At 51.7% G+C, this 26,324-nt stretch carries 18 protein-coding genes; 10 read left to right on the top strand and 8 right to left on the bottom strand.

The annotated features are described in order from the left end of the window. Positions 1 to 100: 100 nt before the first annotated feature. Positions 101 to 6,433: a PA14 domain-containing protein gene (locus JIN85_RS08065; protein WP_200269447.1), complete on the bottom strand. Its 6,333-nt coding sequence runs from the start codon at positions 6,431 to 6,433 to the stop codon at positions 101 to 103. A gap of 187 nt (positions 6,434 to 6,620) precedes the next feature. Continuing rightward, positions 6,621 to 6,995 (bottom strand): hypothetical protein, encoded by a 375-nt coding sequence (locus tag JIN85_RS08060; protein WP_200269445.1) that lies wholly within the window; start codon positions 6,993 to 6,995, stop codon positions 6,621 to 6,623. A 386-nt stretch (positions 6,996 to 7,381) separates the two neighbouring features. Between JIN85_RS08060 and JIN85_RS08055 the strand changes: the two genes are divergently transcribed. After that, positions 7,382 to 7,987 carry a thioredoxin domain-containing protein gene (locus tag JIN85_RS08055; protein ID WP_200269443.1) on the top strand — a complete coding sequence of 202 codons (606 nt, stop codon included), beginning with the start codon at positions 7,382 to 7,384 and terminating at the stop codon, positions 7,985 to 7,987. Positions 7,988 to 8,084: 97 nt separating this feature from the next. Then, complete coding sequence (locus JIN85_RS08050; protein WP_200269441.1) at positions 8,085 to 10,358, top strand: response regulator; 2,274 nt, start codon at positions 8,085 to 8,087, stop codon at positions 10,356 to 10,358. A gap of 97 nt (positions 10,359 to 10,455) precedes the next feature. On the opposite strand, the gene JIN85_RS08045 is transcribed toward JIN85_RS08050, so the two are convergent. The 3 genes from JIN85_RS08045 to JIN85_RS08035 all read right to left on the bottom strand — a co-directional run bounded on the left by JIN85_RS08045 (position 10,456) and on the right by JIN85_RS08035 (position 14,812). Then, complete coding sequence (locus JIN85_RS08045; RefSeq protein WP_200269439.1) at positions 10,456 to 11,244, bottom strand: PEP-CTERM sorting domain-containing protein; 789 nt, start codon at positions 11,242 to 11,244, stop codon at positions 10,456 to 10,458. Positions 11,245 to 11,579: 335 nt separating this feature from the next. Then, entirely contained in the window at positions 11,580 to 12,266 is a 687-nt protein-coding gene (locus tag JIN85_RS08040; RefSeq protein ID WP_200269437.1) for a MarC family protein, read from the bottom strand. A gap of 56 nt (positions 12,267 to 12,322) precedes the next feature. Beyond that, on the bottom strand, positions 12,323 to 14,812 hold the full coding sequence (locus JIN85_RS08035) for a beta-L-arabinofuranosidase domain-containing protein (RefSeq protein WP_200269435.1): 2,490 nt from the start codon (positions 14,810 to 14,812) through the stop codon (positions 12,323 to 12,325). A gap of 191 nt (positions 14,813 to 15,003) precedes the next feature. Between JIN85_RS08035 and JIN85_RS08030 the strand changes: the two genes are divergently transcribed. Beyond that, a complete protein-coding gene (locus JIN85_RS08030) occupies positions 15,004 to 15,798 on the top strand; it encodes an HAD-IIA family hydrolase (protein WP_234047317.1) in 795 nt (264 codons plus the stop codon). A gap of 22 nt (positions 15,799 to 15,820) precedes the next feature. Here JIN85_RS08030 and JIN85_RS21930 read toward each other — a convergent pair whose 3' ends face one another. From JIN85_RS21930 to recO, 3 genes are read right to left on the bottom strand one after another with little or no spacing between them, the layout of a single operon-like run. Then, entirely contained in the window at positions 15,821 to 17,176 is a 1,356-nt protein-coding gene (locus JIN85_RS21930) for a basic secretory protein-like protein (RefSeq protein WP_200269432.1), read from the bottom strand. A 60-nt stretch (positions 17,177 to 17,236) separates the two neighbouring features. Next, a complete protein-coding gene (locus JIN85_RS08020) occupies positions 17,237 to 18,142 on the bottom strand; it encodes a tetratricopeptide repeat protein (protein WP_200269430.1) in 906 nt (301 codons plus the stop codon). Between the two features lie 18 nt (positions 18,143 to 18,160). Further along, entirely contained in the window at positions 18,161 to 18,724 is a 564-nt protein-coding gene (gene recO, locus JIN85_RS21925) for a DNA repair protein RecO (RefSeq protein ID WP_200269428.1), read from the bottom strand. Between the two features lie 98 nt (positions 18,725 to 18,822). On the opposite strand from recO, the gene JIN85_RS21920 reads away from it, so the two are divergent. The 7 genes from JIN85_RS21920 (at position 18,823) to JIN85_RS07980 (ending at position 26,204) form a co-directional block, all read left to right on the top strand. Further along, entirely contained in the window at positions 18,823 to 19,737 is a 915-nt protein-coding gene (locus JIN85_RS21920; RefSeq protein WP_200269426.1) for a helix-turn-helix domain-containing protein, read from the top strand. Positions 19,738 to 19,779: 42 nt separating this feature from the next. Then, positions 19,780 to 21,570: an Hsp70 family protein gene (locus tag JIN85_RS08005; RefSeq protein ID WP_200269424.1), complete on the top strand. Its 1,791-nt coding sequence runs from the start codon at positions 19,780 to 19,782 to the stop codon at positions 21,568 to 21,570. 63 nt (positions 21,571 to 21,633) lie between these two features. Further along, positions 21,634 to 22,869, top strand: coding sequence for a hypothetical protein (locus JIN85_RS08000; RefSeq protein ID WP_200269422.1), 1,236 nt, complete (start codon positions 21,634 to 21,636; stop codon positions 22,867 to 22,869). A gap of 9 nt (positions 22,870 to 22,878) precedes the next feature. Next, positions 22,879 to 24,024, top strand: a complete 1,146-nt coding sequence (locus JIN85_RS07995) for a hypothetical protein (RefSeq protein WP_200269420.1) — start codon at positions 22,879 to 22,881, stop codon at positions 24,022 to 24,024. Between the two features lie 399 nt (positions 24,025 to 24,423). Next, the gene (locus JIN85_RS07990; RefSeq protein ID WP_200269418.1) at positions 24,424 to 24,999 is read left to right on the top strand and encodes a hypothetical protein; all 576 of its coding nucleotides are present in this window, start codon (positions 24,424 to 24,426) and stop codon (positions 24,997 to 24,999) included. 285 nt (positions 25,000 to 25,284) lie between these two features. Next, positions 25,285 to 25,539, top strand: a complete 255-nt coding sequence (locus tag JIN85_RS07985; RefSeq protein ID WP_200269416.1) for a hypothetical protein — start codon at positions 25,285 to 25,287, stop codon at positions 25,537 to 25,539. A 41-nt stretch (positions 25,540 to 25,580) separates the two neighbouring features. Then, on the top strand, positions 25,581 to 26,204 hold the full coding sequence (locus JIN85_RS07980) for a hypothetical protein (RefSeq protein ID WP_200269414.1): 624 nt from the start codon (positions 25,581 to 25,583) through the stop codon (positions 26,202 to 26,204). Positions 26,205 to 26,324 lie beyond the last annotated feature (120 nt).

The following is a 26,324-nucleotide window of genomic DNA, read 5'->3' as shown; positions in this document are numbered from 1 at the left end:
CACCAGCGCATTGGACGTCCCTAAGATGAATTCATCTCGGCAATGAGTCAATCGCCCCAGAGTCACGTGATGACGTAGATGGAGCGAATGACCGATAGGGCTATTCCATGTTGGAGTTCAGCCGCATGAACATGGAATTCATCTGCTGCCGGGGAACTTTCACTATGACACGATCGATTCCGGTGCCATAGGCATCATCCTCAGTGGTGACTTCAATGCCATCCGTGCCAGAAATCGCTCGCGTCCAAGATTCCAGAGAGGTGCCATACTCCACAAACGGATCGACTGCCGAGGCGACGTCAGCTTGTCGGAATTCAAAGATGACCCAATCACCCTCGTACGACATCTTTGGTAGCAGAGTCATGGCATTGGCTTCTTTGGCTGCAGGGTTGCCGCCGAGAACAAATTCCAGCGCGTTGGGAATCCCATCGTGATCAGGGTCTGCGTGAGAGTCTTGATTTTCCGTCGGAACTCCTGCGAATTCCATCCAGAAGCGGTAACTCGGGTTGATCCCGGTTTCTGCAACTTGTGTTGTCGATTGGATTGAGCCCGGGATTTTGCCCGGATACTCCAAAAAGTCGCCGGAAATGACCTGCTGGTTGAAATTGGGTCCAGCCCAGGCAACTGCAGCATAATCGGAGCCGATCCCTTCTTTGTGAAGCGCTTCGATATAGTAGCGTTCACCGGCAACCAAATCAACGGCAGCAGACTCCTGGGTCGTAGAATTCGAGAAGTTCAATTCTCCAGATACGTTTGCAGACGCAATTTTCACTTTGTCTGTGGAAGATTCAGTGGTGGATAGCCATAATTCGCCCTCGTCATCGGAAGCGATCCAGAATTGATAGCTTCCACTGAATCGTGGGATGAGATAACCGCTGATTTTTTCACCGAATGTTTCAGCAACATTGGTGGGTGAACGGAATTCCGTGAGCGATGTGGTCTCACTGGGGCGATTCGGGTAGGTTGAGAGCGTGGTTAGATTGGTCAGGGCATTTCCTGTAACATTATACCAAAGCTCACGCTTGAGAGCAGGGGGGGCAGCAAGCGTGCCCGGATACTCAAGAAATTTGCCATCAAGAATACGTTGTGAAAATGAAGGGCCCTGCCAAGCGACAGCTACATGATCCGCGCCTGTTCCTTCCTGATGTAATACCTCAAGATAATACCTTTGACCTGCGACAAGTTCGATCATGCCGGATTCTTGGGTGGGGGATTCGTTCCAGGATTTCCGTGAAGTAGCTGCATCAGCACTCGCAATTTTAAGACGGTTCTCAGGCGTATCGTCTGTTGAAAGCCAGAGCTCGCTAGCTCCATCAGATGAGATCCAGAATTTGAAATATCCGGATTCGGGGGCTGTTAGAACCGTTGAAAGTCTTTCACCGAAGTTTTCGCTGAAATTAACCGGTCCCTCCAGGCTTGTTAGGATGCCACGTGAATCAGGATTTGCCGTTTTATAGGTGGAATTGGGAGTCAGATCACTGATGGATTCTCCCGTAACATTGGTCCAGATTTCTCGTTTAACCGATGGGGTGGATGGAATCGCGAGCGGGGATTCCAGATAGGTATTCCCAATGACGCGTCTATCAAAAGATGGACCCTGCCAGGCGACTGCCAGATGGTCTCCGCCGAGGTTTTCCTTGTGCAGCGCTTCAATGTAATAGCGTTTGCCTGCGGTTAGGGCGATCAAACGCGATTTTTGAGAAGCTTGGGTATCCCAAACCTGTTCGCTGACCGAATTGGAGACGGACGCGATTTTCACACGATTCGCCGGATTGTCATCCGTTGAAAGCCAAAGCTCGCCTCCATCATCCGATGCCAGCCAGAACCGGTATCTTCCATTTTCTGGTGCTGTTAGATATCCACTGACTCGTTGACCATAGGAATCGCCATAGCGCGTGTAGGAAACGAAGCCCTTATCGGGATCCAGAGCATTGGTTAGATCAGGTGAAGCTGGATACGTGGTCGCACTTGTTAGATTGCTGACCGCGTTCCCGGTGATGTTATTCCAGATCTCACGTTTCAGTAGAGTGTGGTCTGATGGCGTGGACGGATGCTCCAGATAGGCATTGCCGATGATGGTCCGATCAAAATCGGGGCCTTGCCAGGCAACGGCGAGGTGATCGCCTTGCGTGCCGTCACGATGGAGGATTTCAAGGTAGTAGCGGTTGCCAGCGACCAGTTTGATGGTTGTCGATTTTTGAGTCTGGGAAACATCCCATGATTCCGGATCAACAGATGCGATGACGTAAGCAATGGAAGACAGGTTTTCCGGATTTTCATCCGTGGATAATGACAGTCGGCTATCGTCATCCGAAGCAATCCAGAAGGTGTAATCTCCAGTTGTGGGAGGAACCAGATAGCCGGTGATGCGCTCGCTGAAATTATTACTCACATTGGTTGGCCCCTTGAGGGAGAAAATGGTTCCCACAAAGCTGCTGCTATTGTCCGGTGGAACATTCCCTTCTGCAGCCACTCCATTTACCGTCCATTTCATTTCGTTCGTGCTGCTGTTTCTGGTCCAGGCAACACCGGAGGCCGATTCCCAAACTTCGCGCTTCAGAGCTGGTCGGAGAAGATCTGGATCCAGATAGGTCGATGGAATGATGGCCTGTGAAATGGATGGTCCTTGCCAAGCAACGGCGAGGTAATCACCACCGGCGCCCTCTTTGTGCAATGCTTCGATGTAGTAACTCTGACCAGCTTGCAATGTGATTGAAGCCGATTGTTGATTGGTTTGAGAGGTCCAGTCGTGCTCAGATACGGAGGCAACCACGTTGGCAATGCTGCGTTTGTTTGCAGGATTTGCGTCAGTAGAAAGATAAAGCTGGCTACCGTCATCGGATGCGATCCAGAAGGTATAGGCTCCCGTAGTCGGAGGGGTCAGATATCCGCTGAGACGCTGGCCGTAGTTGTCGCCGATACCCGATGGCGCTTCGAAGCTGCTGGTGTAGGATATGGAACTGGGCGATTGTGGATAATTCAAAGAGCCTGTTAGATCGCTAACAGATTGGGTTGATGAAAGATTGGTCCACACCTCCCGCTTCAGCCCTGCTTTTACGATGTTAATCGTCACAATTGCAGTCGCAGAACTGGAATTGGGTTCATTATCAGTAACGGTCACCGTCAACTGTCGAGTTCCTTCAGCAAGAGCGCCTGCATTCCGGGTGATTTCACCCGTGATCGGATCGATCGAAAATGCCCCATCATCATTTCCGCTGGTGATGGTGTAGGTAATCTGAGTTCCCGGATCTGACCAGTCTTGGGCAACTACAGTTCCCAGAACTTCTGATGTGGATTCCTGCCGACCGACTGTGGAGATTGTTAGATTACTCACAGTTGGGGCTGCATGGTTGTAAAACTCCTGGGTGACGTGTGGTGTCCCAAGCAGTGTCCGATCGAAATCAGGCCCGGACCAGGCAACTGCGGCATAGTCATTTCCGGTTCCTTCTTTTTGCAGAACTTCCATGTAGTAATATTCGCCCGCAGTTAGTTGGATCGTTGCCGATTTTTGCGTGTCGTAGGTTTCCCAGGATCGGTTTCCTGTAGAACTGAGAGCATAAGCAATGAGCGATTTGTTTGCCGGATCTGAATCACTCGACATCCAGAGTTCACTGTCGTCGTCTGATGCGATCCAGAAGGTGTAGCTTCCGGTTTCAGGGGCGCGTAAATAGCCACTAAGTCTTTGTCCGTAATTGTCTCCCACATTTTGGGGAGCCTCGAACATGCTGATGTAGCTGGTGGAATCCGGGTGATCAGGGTAGCTCGAAAGTGCCGTTAGATATTCGACTTCTTTGCCGGTTACATTGTTCCAGACTTCACGCTTCACAGCACGCGCCATCACTTCGACAGCGATTTCCGCAGTTGTCGTCAAGCCTCCGGAATCGGTCACTTTGACTCCGATATAGTATTTCGGCAGAGTGGCGAAGCTGAGTGTCCCATTTACCGAAAGAACACCGGTGTCAGGATTCAAGGAAAAGGCATTGCCAGTATTTCCACTGGTGATCGTAAAGCCCGATAATACCGATCCGGGTTCGAAATCACCTGCGGTCAGCGTTGCGATCGCAGTATTAATTGCGCTGCCTTCGGTAACCCGGTAGGTCATATTCGGGAGCCAAGGAGCACGGTTGGCAAGTGTGCCTGGATATTCGAGATACTCGTTGGCAATGATTTGCCGGGATTGCGAAGGTGGTTGCCAGGCTACGGAAAAATGATCGTAGCCGGTATTTTCTCTAAAGATTCCTTCAATGTAATATCGCTGGCCAGCGACTAACGCGATAGTGGCTGATGTCTGGCTGGATTCCGATGTGTAAACACCAGGATCTGTAGCGTTGTTATTATAGGCAATCCGAACTTTGTTGGCTGGATTATCGTCCGTTGATAGATAAAGCTGGCTGGCGTCGTCCGCTTCAGTCCAGAAGGTGTAGTTACCTGTTACAGGTGGAATCAAATAGGCTGTTAGACGTTCGCCGATGTTGTTCCCGTTGTAGTTGGCTTGAAAATTCGGCGCGTAAAGGGTTTCAGCAGGATTGTCCGGGTAATTGCTATTGGTTAATAAGGGTGCCACTCCGCTGCCTGATATTCCAGTGTACAGTTCAGCTTTCATTCCCCGGATCGGTGATACCGTCAAGTGCACTGGAACACTGGTGGAACCGCTGCCCGAACTATATGAAACGGTTAGATCGAAGGTGCCGGAAAGAGACAGCGATGCAGGCGTCAGGACACGGATTTCTCCTGATTGTGAATCGATACTGAAAGCAGATCCGGTATTGCCTCCGGTAATCGAGTAAGAACTACCATTGCCTGGATTTACGGTGCCTAGAACAGCACCACTCTGAGCATTAGCGGGGATTTGGAAACGCCAGCCGGGGGAGGCGATGGTGCCGGTGATGGAATAAGCACCGATAGAACTATAGTCATCATAACCGCCGGTGTCCCATGTTTCGTTGCCTACGCCATCAATGGTTAGAGTATATGTGCCTGCTGACAGAGTGGTTGCCATGGTGGCAGTGAGCTGTCCTGCTGGAGAGGCGGTGTAAACCAGAGTGCCGGATTCATTGTAAAGTTTCGCTTCAATATCCAGATCGGGTCCGGTGGGGCCGCCGGTAAATGACAAGTTCAGCGCACCTCCACCGGTGGTGAAGATGAATCGATCGATATCATCTGCGGAAGAAATGATGCCGCTGTTAGAGACCGTGGTGCCGGAAGTGAAGGTGAGTGGAGTTGCGTATGCTGTGGATGCAAAGTGGTCGTCCTGTCGGAGGGGGGCAGTGGCTCCGATGATGGCGATGTCATCCTGATGTTGATTCGCGTCTGGATAGTCGCCCTTGCTCCATTGGCATACGGTCTGACTGTATGGGGCACCCATGATTGGGCCCCAACTGGTTGCGCCACTGCCATGACCGTGATAGTAATCGAGCTCCGAGGTCCCGTCGTGGGAAAGGTCGAATGAGTGACCGACTTCGTGGGAGATCACCAATGAACCGGATTTGCCACGATAGTAATTCCAGCAGCAGGCTTCAGCTGTGTATTGAAATGAATTCAAATAAGCAATGCCGCCACCCGAGGAGATTTTTGTCGGCGTCGTGATGCATCGGACACGACGTCCTTTCGGGGCTTTCTGATAGACTTGGAGATCGGTGGTGACGTTCACTTCGAACGGAGCGTAATCCTCGGCAACCCGTTGCCACATTTCGATGACTTCCGACGCAGGGAGATTGTAGGCTGTGGCCACAATGCGTTCGCCACCTTCCCAGGCCTGTCCTTCAATCACTTCTCCATCGAAGTCGAGATAGATGGTCGCAGCCGCTCTAGGCAGGCTGTTGAGGATGGGAATCGGCTCGAAAATAATGCCGACCGATTGCCCGTTATTGTAAATCACGGCATTTTCAGGCTCACTCGACTCTGGTTGGTCATCAGGGGCGGGACCGTTTTCGGGTTCGCAGATCACTTCGTCCCGAGGGCGGCTGGCAACGGCGAGTCGGCCTTCAGCGCTACTCGAATAGACGTATGCGATTTTAGTATCTTTCTGCAGGATGAAGCCTCGATATCCCCATGGCTCCTTCGCGATTTCAAACGTGCCAGAACCGTCCTGAAGGATACCACCACCGGTGGTCGCACCGTTGTCATAGGTGTTTACGTAGTTCAGTTTACCTAGAAGGGTGCTGCCATCTGGCAGCGGGAGGGAAATATTCTCTCCCTTGCTGAGATCTCCGATATGGGCGAAAAGCTCTTCTCCTGAAGGAGCTGGGATCGGATCGGTGTAAGGGCTATCCGATGGCGGCTGCGGCATCGGCGATTTTTCCGGGTCCTTTTGGGTTACGGTTGCCGCGGAATGAGGCCTGGCGGGACGATGTTCGAGGTAGCGCGAAATGGCTACAGCGATGCATACTGCTGCGAGTAGCCCCGCAGCAGGGGTTTTGAGATTTCTGGACATGGAGTTTGTAGAACATGCTCCGCTACAAGAGCGGAGCGGGGGAACTTAACCAGTACATGGTCAATGTACTTCGAACGGGACTTGCATCCAACTGCAAGTAGGGAAAATGTCCAGAGTTATCCCACGGTGGCCCGAGTTTTCTTGCTCCCGGATTCCAGTCAGCTGTCCAGAGCTGCGAAAGGGCTTTTTATGCGGCCCGATTGCGTCGTGCGTTGATGAAAGAACGCACGCAGAGGATGACGAAAATCAGGCAGAGAATGCCGGTAATCAGTTGAGAGCCAGTGGCAAGTGGTCGGGCGAGTGGCGCGCTGCCGATGAGCTTGGGGACGCTCATGAACAACCCGCCGAAGGCACCAAGCAACCCTACCAAAGCCGATACGTGCATGGCGTGCATGTTGACTTTTGGCTTAAGGACCGAAACGATACCCGGTAGGATCAACAAGACGCCGAAAATCGCAGGAATCAGAGCGGTAGGGGACTTGGTGGCGGTATTTTGGATGAAGTAACCCACGAGAGCGAGAATCACCAAGAGTGAACCAAAAAGAATGGAAAGGCGTGCCATAAGATTGAGTGAAGATTGATGAGGTGAAGATGACTAAGACCCTGAAAACGATCAGGGGCCGCACCGTGTGTGGGGGATTTTACAGCATGAATCGAGAACGAAATTGCGCACTTTAGATTGCTTATGAGCCGTAATTGAGTGTCCAATTGAACTACTTTGCTTAAACTTTTACGTGGTGGCGTTTATGCAAAAGAAAACAATCTTTTAAAGCCAACGGTAAATTCAGATTTTAGACTTATGCATAGCTTCAATGGAAGACCGGCAATAAATCGAATAGGGCTATATGTTGAGCAGTAGTTGTTGGCAGTATTGGTAAGGCTCGATTTAATATTCTGGATTACTAAGGCTTATTTCGCAATCTAAGGGCCGTAGAAACGGCTCAAACCATGATTGTCTCGCGATTTAAGATATCACCTTTCCTAATAGGTGCGGTGGTGATCTGGGTGGCGGCTATTGCTACCGGATACTGTCTGTTGACGAAATACTCCTACCAAGCAGGAAATCTGCAAACGAGAGATGTAAGCCGGATGCTTTCGGGAAAAGTTGGCAGCTTGATTCATCGCGACAAGCCAACCCTATTGGTGACCCTGCACTCAGAATGCGCGTGTTCGGTTGCAACAGTGAAGGAATTGCGCCGGATCTCTGAAAGCTGTTCGGATCAATTGGCAATCGTGGCGATTTTTGCCGATTACACAACTTTGCCATTAGAGGTTCAAAGCAGTTCTCTATGGCAGGAGGCAGTCTCAATTCCGGGTCTAACTCCGGTTCTCGATCAGGATGGCCAACTCCGATCCGAGTTGGGGGCGACCACATCTGGGGAGTGCTTTCTTTTCAGTAAAACGGGGGAAAAGATTTACCATGGAGGGATTACCATAGCGAGGGGGCACGAAGGCGCCAGCAAAGGGGGGGATGCGGTAATCGGCTACGCCTGCAACCACATTGTAGGAATTGCTCAAGCTCCGGTATTTGGCTGTGCATTGGATGAAGGCTGATGTGATGGATACGGAATATTCAAATGCCAGCATTGAGGAGTTATCTTCAAGTCTGCTCGCTAAGCGGAGGCAGAGGCTGTACATTCGTACGGACCGCATGTTTGCCTGCCTGCTTTTCGTTGAGTGGCTTGCATGCATCGCGATGGTCATCTGGTTGACACCCCTGACTTGGTTGGGTGGTGTCAGTAAAATTAATCCTCATGTATGGGCTGCGGTTATTTTGGGTGGATTGGTGACTCTGCCACCCATTTTACTGATCTGGAAACAACCAGGGAAAGTTCTCAATCGGCATATTATCGCCTTTGCCCAGATGATTTCATCAGCGCTGATGATTCATTTGTCAGGTGGCCGTATCGAATTTCATTTCCATATCTTTGGCTCGCTTGCATTTCTATCCTTCTACCGAGATTGGCGGGTCTTGGTTACAGCTTCACTGGTTGTCTTGGTGGATCACTATTTCCGTGGAGTCTATTGGCCAATGTCAGTGTTTGGCACGATGTTATCATCATCCTGGCGCTGGCTCGAGCATGGTGGATGGGTTGTGTTTGAAGATATTTTCCTGATCTACGCATGTTTATACGGGCAGAAGGAAATGAAGGAGGTTTGCCATCGCCGTGCCCAATTGGAGATTCATCAAGGCGAGGTGGAGCGCCGCGTCGAGCTTCGGACGCGCGAGCTAGCTACGGCTAATGCTGCTCTTGAGGAGCAGGTTCAACATCGCATTTTGATCGAGAGAGAGTTAGTCGCGGCAAAAGAAGCTGCGGAGGCCGGCAGCATGGCCAAGTCGGAGTTTCTCGCGAACATGAGTCATGAAATCCGGACTCCGATGAATGGAGTGCTTGGGATGACGAGTCTGTTGTTAGATACGCCATTGGATGAACAGCAGAGAGGTTTCACCGAAACCATCCGGGATAGTGCCGATAGTCTTCTGACGATAATCAATGATATCCTCGACTTTTCGAAAATTGAGGCAGGTCGTATCGATCTGGAAGTCATTCCCGTTTGCCTTAGGTCCACGGTTGAGGACGCGATTGATTTGCTGTCGAAGCAAGCTGAGGAAAAGGGCCTCGATTTGATTTATTACATTGATGAGGCTGCCCCGGAATGGTTCCTCGGCGATGTCACGCGTTTGCGCCAGGTGCTGGTAAACTTGATCAGCAATGCGATCAAATTCACCCATAAAGGTGAAGTGTTGGTGGAGGTGGAAAGTGTGAAAATTGATCCGCCTGAAGGGAGTTCGCCTAACCAGACTTGGCATCAATTGGAATTTCGGGTGATTGATACCGGTATCGGCATCCCGAAGGATCGCATGAATCGCCTGTTCCAGCTGTTCAGTCAGGTAGATGCTTCCACCACCCGCCGTTATGGAGGAACTGGCCTAGGCTTGGCCATTTGTCGACAATTGACGGAGTTGATGGGCGGGACCATTGGCGTAGATAGTGAAGATGGAAAAGGCTCAAACTTCCATTTTACCATCCAGATTCCTGAAACGGAGGCGGGATTGGATGATGCTGCCGAGTTGTTAGATCCGACTCCATTTCAGGGGCACACGATTTTGGTGGTCGATGATAATGCTACAAATCGGCGTATATTCAGCATTCAGATTGAACGTTGGGGCATGGTTTCGATCGAAGCAGAATCGGCCGGAGAGGCCATTGAATTGCTGGCAGGTGAGACTCGTATCGATCTCGCGATTCTCGACATGCAAATGCCGGAGATCGATGGGCTCCAGCTCGCGGAGCAAATCCGGAATTTGACGAATCGCGCTGGCTTGCCCTTGATCATGTTCAGCTCGGCGGGCTTGGCACCTGGGCGCGGGGATAAGCGCTGGCAGTGGTTTGATAGTTATTTGCCAAAGCCTGTGAAGCAGTCGCAGCTCCATCATGCGTTGGCCCGTGCTCTTGGTCTTGCGAAAGACAAACCGACTCGGAAATCCCAATCTCCTTTGATCAGCCAGTCACTGGCGGATTTGATTCCACTTCGTATCTTGCTTGCGGAAGATAATTTGGTGAACCAGCGGGTTGCCCGTATGATCCTGGGAAGAATGGGGTATGAGGCGGATGTGGTGAGTGATGGAAATGAAGCTCTGACAGCTGCTCGACTGCGCCACTACGATTTGATTCTGATGGATATCCAGATGCCAGGTATGGACGGTTTGGAAGCGACTCGGATTTTGAAATCAGAATTTCCTTCTGCGGCTCAGTGTCCCCAGATCATCGCATTAACCGCGCATGCGAGTGAAAGCGATCGCAAGGAATGTTTGGCTGCTGGGATGGATGATTATCTTTCAAAACCGATCCGTACTAACATCCTTGAACAAAAAATCCGCCAAGCAGCTGCGAGGCGGGAAGGAACAACGGGTGTAGCCTGATTCGTGGTTTCGAGTGTTTTCCGGAACGTTATCTATAAAAAAACCGGACGGTTGAACAGCCAGGCTGTCACCATCCGGTTTCTTATACTAGCAATGATCAGGCACGACGGCGACGTGCGGCTGCAGCCACACCGCCTAGGCCAAGTAAAAGAACAGCCGATGGCTCAGGGACCGCTGCGGTGCCGAGAATATCAACCTCTGCAAGTCCTGCATAACCGTTGTCAGCATCCGTAAATTGGATTTGAACGTATTGCACACCGGTGGCGATGTCAGCTCCGCCATCATCGACGATGCTGTGCAGATTGGTGACTGGAGTGGTGATGGAGTTTGTATTGTCGGCGCCTTTGGTGTAAGTCGCGGCAACGGTGTAAGAAATACCGTCGACCGAAGTCAGTAAGGTGAAGCTGCTGTCGTCACGACCTGAGTCATTCCAACCAAGAATCACATTTACTTGGGAAATATCATAAAGAGCACCAAGGTCATAAGTGACATAGGTTTGGAGTTCCGCTCCTCCGACTCGGGCATCCACGGTTCCATAGCCCGTGTGATCCGAGCCATAGTATGTCGTGATCGATCCATCAGTCCATGCAGATACACCGGTGGACGATTCGGTGGTGGTAGAGCCATCTGCGCCTGCACCAGGGTTGTTGTAAAACACTGTTGCGGTCAGACCCTCAGCAAGGTCAGTGCTGGAAGCGGTGATGGTGGGAGAGCCTTGTGTCGATGGATCATACGAGTCTCCAGAGGTGCCGCCACTAGCGACATTGGAAGTGGAATTGACCACAATGGCTCCGTAAGACGAGCTGATTGCCCCGAGGCCACTGATGGCCGCAAATGCGATTACTCGCCCGACCGAAGTTGGGAAGGAATTAAACAACGATTTCATGGTTTTATCGACTTAGTGAGGTTGATCAATAGAGGTCGCACCATTCGTTAACAGGTTGTTCCACACACGGAATCGCCAAAGTGGGCTGAACGGGGATAAAGTGAATGATTTTAAAAGCTCACGAATCAACTTGGTGTTTCTTTGGGATGTGAAATCGGAAATTAATCCACTCCTGATTAATGTGTTACGAGAAAATCCAAGGTTTGGCGGGGTTTGAATGATTATTGCTAAAAAGCATGTGCCGATAACGTCACGATCGCTACCAAGAAAAAAACAGGCCAAGCCATGAAAAGACGAACAAGTTGGGGACGATTCCGTCACCCCTAAAAATCGATTCAAATCCGCAAGACCGCTTTTTCTATGAAGACCATGGCCAAATGATGCGCATGATAGGCATCCACAGCGCCGCCAATTCCTTCGATCAACATCTGGACTCCAACAACAGCCAGAATCAATCCCATCAATCGGGTGACGACCTTAATCGCAGTCCGACCCAAATATTTGACCAAGGCTTGGCCGCTGAGAAAACAGATCAGGGTCAGCAGGCAAACGACGGCAAAAGCAATCACGACGACGAGTGCCTGACGTTTGCTGTTCCCAACGGATAGATTCATGGCCGTTGCGATCGTTCCCGGGCCGGCGAGGATGGGTAGAGCAAGTGGCGTCACTGCGATGCCAAGTGCGGATTCCGCTGGGTTACCCGCTTTGGCGGATGCGGGTGTGTGAATGACTGATGGTTCGCCTTGAAGCAAATGATAACCGACCAAGGCTACCAGAATGCCGCCAGCGATGCGCAAGGCGGGAAGGGTTAAGCCAAAGGCATTGAACAGCAATTGCCCGCCAAAGGCGAAAGCTGAGATCAGCGCAAAAGCTAATAACAAGGCTCTGATCGCGACGTTACGCCGTGTTGCCGCATCCAGATCTTCTGTTAGAGCCAGAAATATCGGTGTATTCGCGATTGGATTCATGATCGCAATGAAGGCGAGGAGAATCGAACCGAATTCAGCGGGTTGAGTCAGCATGAGTAAGAGGGGGGCCGGTGGTGATCAACCACCGGCTGGATTGGCAAAATCAGATCTTAATCGGCCTTTGCCTGAACCGAAGTAAAGGTGGCGATGGTTTTTGCAGGATCCGGGGTGTATTCCCGGACTCCGATGCAGCCAGACTGGTAACTGTCATCGGTCGCATTCAGAATCTTTTGATCTAACAGGAAAACTTCAAGGTGTGATCCACTGGCTTTGATACGAAGTTGATAGGAGGTGGAAGGCGTGATCTTAAACGCTTTGCTGGTAATTTCGACCCATCGTTGATTGACGGCTTTGCCGAGAACCACGCGTTGTTTTTCAGCGCTGATTCCTACATAATAGCCATCGTAGGAATCTGCCCCAAGCGACGCATTGCGAACCCGGAACATCAGTCCGGCATCACCGATAGGCCCGACGGCTACGCTGGCCTCGTAATCGAGATCTGAAAAATCCGTTGCTGGAACGATGGCCTTCACGCCAAAAGCTCCTGCGCTATTGGTGTTCGCATTCACTGCGGGTTGAAGTTTGCCTTCTTTCACGAACCAACCTGTGCCGTAGGTGAGCCAGCCTTCGTAGTCACCATCTGCAAAGTCATCGCTGAACGATTTCGCAGGTGCGGATGGATTTCCCAGAACAGGAAAGCTGGTCACTCGCAACATCTGGGAACCAAATGGGACCAGAGTCACGGTTTCGAGTGGCTCTTCTGAAGAAACCGGGCTCATCGGAGGATCCGTGGCAACCAATCCATTGGCGGCGAGTTTCCAGCTGGGAAGACGGCGCGCATGCATGCTGAGTTTTACCGGCGCAGCACCAGATTGGTAAGGGTTTTCAGGTAAATCCGTCTCCGTGATCTGAATCGATTCCGATAGGTTTTTCGGGTCAAGTTGAAGTGCGTAGTTCCATGGTTTTTCCGGCAGCACATCGTAGGAATCAAAGCCAGCTATCGCCGCATGGTGGGTTGATTCCCAATCTTCCTGGATCGCCAGGGAGTAAATCAACGGACCGCGGCGGATGGACACCGTTTGGTTGATCCCCGGGACGGCATCAAGAGGCATGGGTAGCTTCAATTCCAGCACATCTCCCGGCTTCCACTCGCGTTGGATGATCTTGGAAAATTTCATGCCAGCGCCGTTCAGCGTGATGGTTGGCTCCTTGCACCAGCCAGGGACTCTGAGTGTTAGCGGAAATCTAACAGAATCAGTTAGATCGAAGCTGAATCGGATGGTGTCTTTGAAAGGATAGCCGGTTTCTTCGCGGATGGTGACTTGATGACCGGATTTCAGAGTCGTTGTTACTGTAGACGGCACGTAGACCAACGGTGCAAGTCCTCCATCGGATGTCGCTGCCCATGAATTTTGCAGCAGCTTTGGCCAGCCCATGTGGAAATTGTAGCAACAGCAGGGGAATCCCGAAATCGGCCCTGGATTGTTGGCGTTGTCATAGTCCTGCGCGTAGCCAACTCCACCGTGCTTGGCGATGACATTGTTCGGGACACAAAAGTAAACGTGCTGATGAATGTTCGACGAAAGAGAGCCGGGAAGCGCATTAAAAGCCATCAACTCCAGATGATCGGCGATGCTGCAGTCTCCAAGAATGCGGGCGGCTGTAGCGTCTGAGAGCATGCGCTCGACAATCGAGCAAAGCTCAATCCCTTCCGTGGTGCTCGATCCGGCGAGAAACTCAGTTCCGGAATTGATGCCCACGGAAAGACCGTGATCCTTCATCAAGTGGGCGACCCCTTGCTGGAAGGCCTTTCGATCTTCCTCGTTCTTCGAAAGTTGGGAATACACCGCAGGCATCTTCAATGCCTGGGGAATATTGACTCCGTGTCGGGGCTGATAGCTGTCGTATTGGAGAAATTTGTTTTGCTCGAAAATCTCAGTCCATGGATAGGCTTGCTGGGATAGCTTCTTCGCCAGGGTAAGCAGCTTCTTTTCGCCGGTGCGATTGTATAGCCAGAAGATATTATCGATGTCATCTCCTGCACGGCTCATGCCCCAATCTTTCAATGGATCCGCATCCAGATGGGAACTCATGTAAGCATAGTATTTGCTAAGAAAGGGTTCAATACGGGGATCACCGGTGGCTTCCTGATAATCTCTCAGCAGGTAGTTTACCACCATTCGGGGCCACCAGTCGGTATTGTTTTCAGGGCCATAAAATCCGTCCGGACGCTGACTGGACAATATCGGATCAATCCAATCCTTGGCGGCTTTCTTCAAGGTCTCATCATCCAGCCCCCAGGCGAGTGGGATGAGGCCTTTCAAATAATAAGGTCCTTTCTCCCAGTTTTCCCCATTGCCACCACGCCAAGCGGAATCGAAGTTCACAGCGGGTAAAAGTTCCTCAGCGTGACCGGTCAGCCCGTCCCGTTGGAGTTCCAGCTGAGTGCGCAACCAGCCAGCCGGTTTGACCGATCCGAGCGGTAGCGCGGTGTACGGAATCGGCTGCAACGGGGCTCGGTTGTAAGTTGGTTCTGCTGCAGAGGCGGTGGGTATCACTCCAGAGAAAAACAAGGCGGGAAAGAAAGTGGAAAGCTTCATCAAAAAATCACAAATGGGTGAATGGGTGGGAAAGTTGACCGGGTTTAGTCTGGGAAACAATAGGATATGAAAATGTTATACAGGTGAATCAACTCGGAATCAGAAACGATGGGTGCTCATTTTAATGCGCCTTTTTTCTTGCTTTACTGGGTCGGAATGTGTAGTGGCACGCTTCCCGCTAAGTGTCCTGTATGCATAAGACAGGATTTTTGCTGGATATGGATGGCGTGGTGTATCGTGGCAAGAGCATGATACCCGGTGCGGATGCATTTATTTCAAAATTGCGGGCAAATGGTGTCCCGTTTCGATTTTTGACGAACAATTCCCAGCGCACCCGGAGAGATGTTGCGCTGAAACTTTGCCGAATGGGCATTCACGCGGAGGAGACGGATGTTTTCACCTGCGCCATGGCGACGGCTCGATTCCTGGCTGCCCAGAAACCTGGTGGAACGGCTTTTGTGATTGGAGAAAACGGACTCGGAATGGCTTTGCACCATAATGGCTACTCCGTGGTCGATGATCAGGCTGACTACGTGGTGGTGGGAGAAGGGCGGACGCTGACTTTCGAAATGATCGAACGCGGAGTGCGCCTGGTCGAAAAGGGCGCGCGGTTGATCGCAACCAATTTGGATGCGACCTGTCCGACAGATGAAGGAATCCGCCCGGGTTGTGGGGCGATTGTTGCGATGATTGAGCGCGCGACAGGAGTGAAGGCTTTTTCCGTTGGAAAACCGAGTGGCGTGATGATGCGCATGGCGCAACGTGAGCTCGGTCTTCGTTCCGAGGACACCACCATGGTGGGTGATACAATGTATACCGATATCCTGGGTGGTGTGGAAATGGGCTACCGCACCGTTTTGGTCTTAAGCGGCCACACCACGATGGCGGATCTTGCCAAGTATGCCTACCGGCCGGACGTGATCGTAAATTCAGTTTCAGATCTCGACGATCAATTCATCCTCGGAGAGTCACACGCTGCGGCATGAGACTCCCCGGAGAAAATGGAATTCAGCGGCCTCGCTTGATCGACTTCTTCCACTCGTCGTTGAGTTGATCCAGCGAGTGCTCGGTCCATTTCAGCCAAAGGTCGTCGTCGTATTTGCCTTCTCTAGCTGCGGTGTTGAGCTTTTGCAGCAGGTCGGTCCCGTATTTCGAAAACACATAGTTGAAGAAATTTGCGGAAATCCGATACATGCCATCGTATTTGACGCTCTCCGCGCGATCCGGTGAAAGCGCTGCTCCGTTGGTTTTTGGCTCGTAGATGTAAAAGCGGATATAGTCCGGTGTTCCTTCAGTCACCCAACCTGGAGTCGGCGATGGATTCGGATTGGTTTGACGGGCGCGTCCGTAATCCTGCACCACGTGGACGAGTTCGTGAATGACGCAACCGCAGCCTTCGCCTTCAAGCTGTCCGCGGAACCAGTCGGCATTGAGTGAAAGTTCGCTGCCGGCGGCCCATGCAGGCGTTCCTTTCATGACGTTGGCATCCGGTTTGTAGACCATGGTGATGTCATGGGAAGCGGTGTAGCCTTTGCTTGGCAGAAGATCGACCAGCTTCGGGTACCATTCTTTTACCACGGGCATCAGGACTTTTTCCGACCAGTTCAAAAGATCCGGGGCAAGAGTGGCATCGACGGTGAACGAATAGGCACCGTCATCTGTTTTATAGGTGCGCACCAATTTTTGCCCAGGTGCGGCACGCTGGATATCCGGGCCTTTGACATCGATCACATCGATCTCATTGAACATTGTGTTCGATTCCGGATCGTAAGGATCGGGCTGCTCGATTTCTAACAGGATGTAGCGAAATTTACCCAGACCTTCGAAGCGGGGACTGGTCACTTCGGCTGCGTGTTGGCCTGGCGGCTTATCCCGGGTATCGACCTTGGCAATGCCTTTCCAGCCACAGGTGAGTGGATCGATCTGGCGGTCCGGCGCCGCGTTGAAGTTTTTGGCTTCGCCATCGGATCCATAGAGCCGGTAAAATTGGCCAGCTCTGGAACCTGCGCTCCAGGAATAGGTTGCCACGGTTTTAACCGCGATCACCTTGCCCAAATCAATGACGAGGCGACCGCCATTTTCGACATCGCTGAAACAGAAGCTGCTTTTTTTCTCATCCGGATCGGTCGGCATCGCGCCGTCGGTGAGGACCGGAAGCCCGCCGGTGCCGCGATTCCCTTGGCCTGCGACAATTTTGATGGTGGCATCGGCAGCCGCATCGTTGACGGCTGGAGGTGGCACGTTCTTGAGTTTGAACCCGACATCCTTTTCGGAGTAGTCGGTGTTCACTTTCAATTGAGCGTGAAGCGGCGTAGCAATGATGGCGGCTCCGGAAAGTAGGAGCGCGATGGGGCGAAGATTCACTTGGGAAATCAAATTGGGTTCAAATTAACAACCCGCATCATCCGGTTTCGGGCGAATGATTCAGGCTGGCACTGTCTGATTCGTACCGAGAACCTCCCGCACACGTCCAGCGATTACCTCCGCAAGGGTCGATTCTCCTTCTGAACGCAAAAAGTCACAGTAGTTCTCCGCGACGGCCTCCAGATCCGCCGCATAATCGGAACCCAATGATTCAAAGCCAGATAGCGCTTTTTCGAAGTGCCTTCTGGCCCACGAACGGTCGCCGGTGGATAAAAGTGCAAGCGCGAGGTTGTTGTGGGATTGGGCGGTGTCCGGATGTTCCTCTCCCAACAGCGCGCGGCGCGCTTCCAATGCCATCATGTGCATCTCACGTGCCTGCTCAAAGAATCCCGCAGATTGATAAAGCGCTCCGAGATTGTTCGACACGGAAGCCGTTTCCTCGTGCTCGTTGCCGTGCACGCCATGCAGGATTTCCAAAGACCGCAGAAAATGCGACTCCGCGTCGTCGAGATTGCCATCCGCCTTTTTCAGGAAACCCAGATTGTTGCGCAAGGCAGCGACATCGAGCAAAAGCGGTGGCTCGACTTTTTCAAAAAAGCCGATCGCGCGTTCCCAGGCAACTGCTGCACGGTCTGGCTCGCCCAATGCATCCTGGGCAGCCCCGAGACCCGCATACAATCGGCCCAGCTGATCCATGCGGTCCGGCCGCTGATCCAGTTGATCGATCGCCTGCCGGTAGTCATCCCGTGCGGAATCGAGATTTCCCAGCTCGCGCTGGATTTCCGCACGAATTTCGAGAGCGGTGGCAAACGCGTCGATATGTTCCAGATCCGGTCCCAGTGATTGCTGGCATTTTTCCACGGCAGCGCTGGCCGCGTGAACTGCTTCCTCGAGATTTCCAGCATTGCGCAGGGAATCGATGCGCTCGCGAAGCATGGCGATGAGATTGGCGGTTGAAGAGTCCATTGCGAAGTAGCTTTAAAGTTAGGAGTTCAGATCACCGTTTGACGAGCGGAAATCCGCAGCCGGGGTGAGTCGATCAATCAATTCAGTACGTGAACCCGGGAGCCTGCCCAAAGTTTCTCGCAATGACCTATCGGCGCTAGTCTGGTGGTGAGCAACTCCAAGGATGCGGACTAATTCATTCTCGAAATGGAGCAAGGCCCGCATGGTTGGCGGAGCCGCTTCAAGATGTCCCAGGGCACGGTCCAAAAGATCGTGCAATTCCGGCTCCGGGTGATCCGGCTCCATCGCAAGCTCAAGCAGTTGGCAACAATAGGCCGCGAGCAGGGTGGAGGCGTAACTTTTTCGCAACCCCTCACGCCAATGATGGATCACCACCTCCTTGAGCGGGTGAAGTTCTCCCCGGCGGGCGCGTGAAAATGTGATTTCACCGCTGAAAAATAAATCCAATTTCCCGGCGAAAGGGCTTTTCGGACGCCGTGCCCCTTTTGCCACGGTTTTGATCAACCCACAGTCCAGAGTGAGCCAATGCGCGATCAAGCTGGTGTCCGTAAGGCGGGTGAGCCGAATGAGAGTGGCTTGCACAGATCCAGCTTCTTGGAAGTCGACCGGGCAATCAAGCGATCAACGAATTTCACAGAAATTTGATTGTAATTGAGAATGAATCGCAATAAGGTGTCGGCGTGAACGCGCAGATCGCAAACAATCGTGGTCCGGCTAAGGCAGCCGTGCCTGCCCGCGTGGGAGAAACCTGGTGGTTGGAAACGCCTGGGATGCGCTGTGGGCGGATTTCCGGGAAAACCGTAGCCGGGGGCTGGCGATGGAAAAATTCCTCGGATGGCCAGGTTTGGCTATGGTTGAACCGCAGCGGAAGTGGGCTGCTTTGGGGAGAAAAGGATCGATTTATCCTTAAACCCGGAATGTTTGCAATGACGGGCGGGGGAAAACCTGCGGATTGGTCGTGCATGCGTTTTCCAGGCGAACATGACGTCGAGGTGGTTGCGATTTCACGCGAGTGGCTGGAACAACGCCTGGGGAGCAATCCCTCATTCCTTCATCCTCAGCTAGGCAAGTGGTTGCTCGACGGCACTGGTGTGGCGTTTTGCGGCCTGATGGGAGTTTGGGAAAAGGATTTGTGTGAGCTATTGCAAACGACCACCGATATCAGCCAGGTTGAACAGCATCTGCTTGAATGGGCTGGATTGCGCTTGTTGCGGGAACAGGAAATGGACCCTGCCCCCGAGGTGAAGCCAGCGCTGCAGGTCGCGCAAAAGCGTGACGCGGTTCGCCGCGCGCTCGATTTGCTGATGCGTCGGCTGCATTTGCCTTTGGATCTGGTGGCTCTTGCAAAAGAAGTGGGCGTCGCGCCGCACCATCTTTCCCGCAGGGTGAGCCACGAGACCGGGAAAACCTTGCAGCGCCATTTGCGTCGGCTACGCGTGGAGCGGGCCTGTCAGTTTTTTGACTCTGGCACGGCAAAAGTGGCGGAGGTCGCCTCAATGGTCGGCTACCAAAGTCTCAGTCATTTTGCGAAAGCATTTCGTGAAGAAATGGGAAACACACCCAGTGTTTGGTTGGCCCGGATGCGCCGCTGCTAGTTTTCTGTTTTCAGAACCGCCGACCGACCCGATGGTGGCGGGGTGAGCGACATTATTTTGGGAATCGATCTAGGCACCACGAATTCGGCTGTAGGCGTAGTCGATTCAGGATTTCCCATTTTGCTGGCCAATGAAGAAGGCAAACGGATCACGCCAAGCGCGGTCTGGCTGTCGAAAGATGGTGCGACCGCTGTGGGTGAAAAGGCCCTTCGGCAGAGGGCTGCGGAGCCAGGACGGGTGGTTACGAGCGTGAAGCGCTTGATCGGCAGACGTCGAGACGATCTCGCGGACGATTTTTCGCTACCTCTCGATTGGTCGCAAGCCGGGCTCCCGTTGGTTCTCGGGAAATCTCCCGAAGAAATCAGCGCCGAGATTTTGCGTGAAATGAAGCGCATCGCGGAGTGGCGCCTCGAGCGAGAGGTGACCAAAGCTGTGATCACGGTGCCTGCGTATTTCAATGATGGTCAACGGGCGGCAACGATGCGCGCTGGCGAAATGGCTGGCCTGGAAGTCGTGAGAATCATCAACGAGCCGACTGCTGCCGCGTTGGCTTATGGCCTGGACAAACTGGAAGAGCGAGCACGGGTCGCCGTCTACGATTTGGGCGGTGGAACCTTCGATCTGAGCATCCTGGAAATGCAGGATGGTGTTTTTCAGGTTCTGGCAACCCATGGCGACACCCGGTTGGGTGGGGACGATTTGGATCGGCTGATTTTACAGCATGTGCTGCAAGCTGCGGGCCTTGAGGAAGCTCAACTTGAGCCTGCTGCGAAAGTCCGATTCTTGGCAGAGGCGGAACGTGTCAAAAAAGCCCTATCCTCAACCGAACAGACGGAATTTCAGGTGCCGTTTTACGACGGAGAAAAAAGCATCGGTCTGCCCGTGACACGAGAACGCATGGAAGAGCTGGCACGTCCATGGATTGCCAAAACCCTGCGTCATTGCCGCCAGGCGATGGTCGATGCCGGATTGAATGCGAATGACCTCAGCGCCGTGGTGCTGGTTGGTGGCAGCACCCGGATTCCCGCGGTCCGCACCGCAGTCGCAGAGTTTTTTGGCCGGGAGCCAGACGTTTCACAACATCCCGACGAGGCAATTGCTCTCGGCGCCACCATCCAGGCGGGGGTTTTGAGTGGGGCCTTGCGGAAAATGGTGCTGCTGGATGTGACGCCGTTGAGCCTCGGCATCGAAACGTTCGGAGGCTTGATGAATGTTCTGATTCCCCGGAACACAACCATTCCGTGCAAGGCAGGGGAAATGTTCACCAATGCGGCGGACGGCCAGGCCGCCATGCGGGTGAGGGTTCTGCAAGGTGAGCGTGAAATGGCTGCAGATAACTGGGAACTCGGCGCATTTGAGGTGAATTTCGAATCCGCACCGAAAGGTCAGGCCCGGGTAGGGGTGCAATTTAAGATCGATGAGAATGGCATTCTGGAAGTTCTTGCCCGCGATGTCGCGACTGGAACGGATACCGTGGTTCGGATCGAAAGCGCGGCGGTCGATGTCGATGATGCGGCGGTCGAAACCATGATCGGACAATCCGTGGACTACGCATTTGAGGACATGGCCCAACGGATTTTCACCGAGGCTCGTTTAAAGGCGGAGGAGTTGCTGCCTGCTGTCGAAATGGTTCTGGAACAGGGGTTGGCTGAAGCTGATGAACGGGAAACGATTTTGACCGCGATGTCAGAAGTGAAGCAGGCGATGCAAGCAGGCGCAGCCAATCCACTCAAGGCAGCGGTGCAACGGCTCGATTCCGCGACCGAGGCGCTCGCGGCGCGATTGGTGGAAAAGGCCATGGACGAGGCCTTGCAGCGACAGCTCGGAGAATGACCTAAATCGGTTGTGTTGTCGGCTTGCATGGTCAGGACCGTAGTTCTAGCGTCGCCCCGCTCAATGGACTCCAAGAATCACGATCCGAACAACCACGTCCCCGAAGTTTCTCCTGAAGATGATTGGGCCGATGTCGAGTTAACCGAGGAAGAGCAGATCGCGGCACGGAAAAAACTGCCTAAAAAGCGCAACGATGATTTGCGGCGTCCGAAAATGCTGCAACCGCGAGAATTTGATGTGGAGCCGCCGCAACTTTATGTCAGTCCGGAACTGGACGAGGATGACTATCCAGTTGTTGAACGTTTGGAAGTTGCGGAGAATCCGAATGCTGTAAAAAAACAGCAGCGGGTGCGGACGATCTCCGATAGTGATGAAGCCCCGCGCCGAGCTGAACCTTCGGGAACGGCTGTTCACAAACCGGCAGAAACGGTGGTTCGTCGTGAAGGAGATCAGTGGGGAACTCAAACATCTCATCCAGTGCGCTGGATGGTGATCAGTGCCGTACTGGTTTTGGTCATCCTGGTGACAGGGATCGTAGTCCGTCCTTACATCATGAAAAAGACGGTCGGTAATGATGCGAAGAATGATTATCACAAGATTGTCGTCGACGAACCTGAAATCGTCTATGACCCCGCGGACTTTGACATGGGTGGAAATACCGTTGCCGAGGCCCAACAGATGATGGCCCAGTATGCAACGGCGAAAACATTGGATGAAGTGCTGCCAATGATCCGTAACAGCAAAGAGTTGGAGCCAATTTTACGGAAAGAATGGAAACCTTTAAACATCGCGTCTGGTTGGGCGACTCCAGACAGTGCCGAGTGGACGCTGCGCAAAGTCGATAACCGGGATTTCGCCTGTCTCTCCGGGAGTTTTCCCAATCTCTCGACCTTTCAATATTACTTTTTACGAGATCATGGGAAATTGCTGATCGACTGGGAAGCGTCCACCGGGCACGGCTATAAAACATTCAAAGAATTGGCCAAAGGTGGCACGGAAGGTGGAATCATACGGGCAGAAGTGTCGGTCAGCGAAATGTACACGTTCTCCATGCCGGAAGAACAATACGTCAGCATCCGGATGGCAGGTCCAGGTCGAGAAACGTTGCTTTGGGGATATTTGAAAAGGGGCACCGAGGTCGAAGACCGCTTCCGGCGGTTGTTTACTCCCGGTTTGATCACCCGGCAAAGTGGCAATGAATACCGGGTCACTCTAAGAATTGCACCCGCGCCGCCGGATTCGCTTCCCAATCAGTGGATCATTGCAGAGTTTCTTCACATCGACTGGTTAAACCCATAAAAGCATTCCGTGAACGACGAAAACAACGCGTGGTTTCATTGCGGCCGGTGTGGCACGCTCTTTCAATCTATTCTGCAAGCCGCTCCAGGTGAGCGACTTTGTGGTAATTGTGGCGAGAATCCATGCATCGGAGTCCAGAAGCGCCCATCCGCTGCAACCCGTGCCATGGCGGTGTTTGCTAAACCTGAAATGCTTTCTACCGAAGGGCAAATTCCTGTCCGGCGTGAGAGTTCCAGCAGCATTGAAGAACGTAAAAAACGCGAAAAGGCAGGAAAACTGGCCACCAAGCTGATCCTGTTCTGGGTGGTTCTCCTAGTGGCGATCGTGGTAGCCGTGAAATTCAAGTCGCACCCACAGCAAACGAAAGATGTGCCGGACACCCGGGTTACGCGAAACTTGGTTTCAGAAGATGCGGGATTTATCCAGGATGCCTATCCTCAGTTTGCGTCCACGCTAGGTGGCTTCCTGAATGCGAAAACTCCGGAAGCGAAAAACCAGTTTGTTCATGATCCCGTGGATATCGTTGGGGCAATCGATCGGTTTTATCGTTCGAACCCGATGGCTGACATCGATCTTCGGAGCTTGCACTACGCGGGGGGGCAGGTTTTGCGCTGCAATGGACGCAAAGCGATTTCAACCCGCTGGAAAACAGACACCGAAACGATTGATGCGGTGTTCTATCGGGAAAAAGGCGAGTGGCGTTTGGATTGGAAACAGTTTGTCCGCTACAGTCAGGTTCCATGGCCCGTTTTCTTGGCGGAAAATGGCGAAGATACCTCTGAGTTCCGCCTACTCGCACGCTTGCGCACGACAACATCAGGCGATGATTTGCAGCAAGAGGCCTCGAATGTCCCAAAACTCCGGCTCATCCTATACAATCCAAAATTCGGTCACCCGGGTGAAATGGGGGAGCCGTCACCGGAATTTGAAGTCGATGCGGAAAGCACCATGGGCAGACGGCTCAAGGCGGCTTTCGAGAGTAAAAAGGATGAAGCTACCTTTGGAAATCTCGCGAATCTAGATCCAGAGGGAATGATCCGTGTTCGCGTGCGAGTAAGCCGCACTCAGGAAGCTGGCGTGCGCAAATTCGAGCTAGTCGATTTGATTTCGACCCACTGGCTTTCTGACAATTTTCCGAATATCGACGAAAATTAATTCTCCTGTCTAGGAGGTGGAGTCCTCCGCGCTCTTGGCCAGAATTCTAATTCACTTCAAATGATCGTGGTTTAAACCCTAGGGGATCGGTGTAGAACACTTTGCGTTTTAGCAGGTCCAGATATGGGTGCAACCCGAGCCAATCAAGCGATTGACCACACCGGGGAGCAACGCCGAAGTCGCTGCTTTCGAAGTGCCCCGACCAACGACCAGACCTTCGGCGAGATTGAGCACTGGAGGTTAAAATGAGGCAGTCCTTTTTAAAGATTGTTTTGATTCTCAAATTAGTGTCTATAGAGAGTCGTGTAATGGTTCATTCGGTTTTCACTGGAAAGAGAAAGTAATTCTATGCTGATCAGGATTTTCATTTTTTTGTTGATTGTATGTCAATCGGGTCGAGTGCTGGCTGATACGGTTGATGAATCCTATTCTCCACATAAGCGTTTTAAGATTGTGTGTGAAAAATCAGATTCTGAGGAGTTGACGTATTACATAAGTAGTATCAAGAAGCCGAAAAATCTAGCAACTATATTTGTGCAGTCGGAACTGGGTAATCCGCCTTTATCGGAACTTATAGCAAATTGGTCCAAAGATGATAAATTTGTTGTTGTCAATTTCGGCTTTTTGAAAACCAGGAGAGTCTTATTATATCAGCTTGGTAAAGATGGGATGTTTACTGAGATTCATTCAATTATACCTGATGTCGGCATGGTGCAGGATGTTGAGCTAAAAGATTTTGGTGTCGATACTGCGGTTATTAATCGAGTTGATGCTACATGTTGCTACGTCGGAAATTGGTCAAAACAATCTCAGATTAAAATTGTTGTATCAATTGGTTGTGTTGATAAAAATGGTAATTTTCCAGAATATGGTGCATTGTATATTATTCAAGAAATAAAAAATGAAGTATCATTGATCTCAAAGAGGTTATTGACGCCAGATGAATTGCGTGATGCTGAAAAATTGGTTAAATGAAGACTCAGTCGAGAATTTCCTCGACTTACGATATGATTCTCAAACTCCTGTTCATAGAGATATCTCACGCGGACAAAATGGTTACGAGCTTCTCAGAGCACAATCATAAAAAATCCAGGAAGGCTTCCATGAGGTCGGTGTAGAGAACTTTGCGTTTAGCAATTTTAAATATGGTTAGGCGAGCAAGGGATTCATGATTATTTCCGGTTTACGACACAAACGACAAATTGACTTCTGATGGTGGTTAGAATTACGTTTGATTTGCTGAAAATTCGCCTCGCTTCGATGACCACAAGTACTGCAGCCCAATCCGCCGGGGTGTCCTATCGGAAACTTCTGTTTACCTACGATTGGATGGGGCGTCGAGTGCGGAAGCAAGTATTCACCAGCTCCACGGCCACGGCATCAGGAGCTTATGTGCCCTGCTACGACGGCAATGGCAACGTCGTGAACGGGATGGAATGTCAAAACCTTGAGCAAGTCGTCACTCGCCAGGAATACGATCCATTTGGCAACATCACGGTTCACGATGGACTTTGATTTACAAATGTAATAAAGTATCTGGAAAAATGGAACCTTGGATGGCTTCAACCGATACTGATTCTAGAATGTATTTTAATGATCAATTTGCAGATGCAGCAGATTTGAACGGGCATAAGAATCGATTCAACGATGAGTTTTTCGGTGGAACGGAGTTCGATCAATTCAAAGTGGGTTCTGTAAATAAAACCAAAGTCTTTATGAAAACAATATGGCATTTATTATTCAGTGTGGGATTAATTTCATGTAATGACGAATCTACGCATAATTTTAAAAAAACTGGTGATGATCTTGAGAGCTCGAGGAGATCCGAAATAGTCCAATCATTAGTGGTGGATTCGGATATGGGTATGCGGATGTATGGGAATTATTATTTTGACTCTCGTGGTGGATCTCTTTCTTCAGTTTATAAAGATAATCTAGAGGTCGTTCCTGTTGGGGCTGTAATAACGATTGTTAACCCGTATTACATTCTGGGCTACTATGAAGGGGAGGGGTATGTTGAGAGCGGAAATGGTAAGGTTCGATTTCAGAAGATATTTTTTTGCATCGATAATCAAGGCGGACTCGAGTTCGGTTTGCCATATGATAAGGATCCTCGCGTTATGGGAGAGGCAATATCAGGCAGAGTGATTTTTGATGCATACAATCCCTCGCCTAACTGAATGACCGGTGACCGGGGTCCGTCCCGAATGGCACGGGATTAAGCCCGATTTCGTTGAAAATCAATAGACGGAAAGCCGGTCGGGGTATGGTTTGAATGTGTGACCAAACAACCTTTTTTG

The organism is Luteolibacter pohnpeiensis, assembly GCF_016595435.1.
Lineage (GTDB): Bacteria > Verrucomicrobiota > Verrucomicrobiia > Verrucomicrobiales > Akkermansiaceae > Luteolibacter > Luteolibacter pohnpeiensis.
This window is presented reverse-complemented; position numbering and strand designations above follow the sequence as displayed.

Coding starts and splice junctions, on each gene's coding strand:
- JIN85_RS08020 (WP_200269430.1), bottom strand. CDS start 18,142: ATGGACTCTTCAACCGCCAATCTCATCGCCATGCTTCGCGAGCGCATC.
- JIN85_RS08050 (WP_200269441.1), top strand. CDS start 8,085: ATGTTTGCCTGCCTGCTTTTCGTTGAGTGGCTTGCATGCATCGCGATG.
- JIN85_RS08030 (WP_234047317.1), top strand. CDS start 15,004: ATGCATAAGACAGGATTTTTGCTGGATATGGATGGCGTGGTGTATCGT.
- JIN85_RS08045 (WP_200269439.1), bottom strand. CDS start 11,244: ATGAAATCGTTGTTTAATTCCTTCCCAACTTCGGTCGGGCGAGTAATC.
- JIN85_RS07985 (WP_200269416.1), top strand. CDS start 25,285: ATGACCACAAGTACTGCAGCCCAATCCGCCGGGGTGTCCTATCGGAAA.
- JIN85_RS08060 (WP_200269445.1), bottom strand. CDS start 6,995: ATGGCACGCCTTTCCATTCTTTTTGGTTCACTCTTGGTGATTCTCGCT.
- JIN85_RS08000 (WP_200269422.1), top strand. CDS start 21,634: ATGGACTCCAAGAATCACGATCCGAACAACCACGTCCCCGAAGTTTCT.
- JIN85_RS08035 (WP_200269435.1), bottom strand. CDS start 14,812: ATGAAGCTTTCCACTTTCTTTCCCGCCTTGTTTTTCTCTGGAGTGATA.
- JIN85_RS08065 (WP_200269447.1), bottom strand. CDS start 6,433: ATGTCCAGAAATCTCAAAACCCCTGCTGCGGGGCTACTCGCAGCAGTA.
- JIN85_RS08055 (WP_200269443.1), top strand. CDS start 7,382: ATGATTGTCTCGCGATTTAAGATATCACCTTTCCTAATAGGTGCGGTG.
- JIN85_RS07980 (WP_200269414.1), top strand. CDS start 25,581: ATGGCTTCAACCGATACTGATTCTAGAATGTATTTTAATGATCAATTT.
- JIN85_RS08040 (WP_200269437.1), bottom strand. CDS start 12,266: ATGCTGACTCAACCCGCTGAATTCGGTTCGATTCTCCTCGCCTTCATT.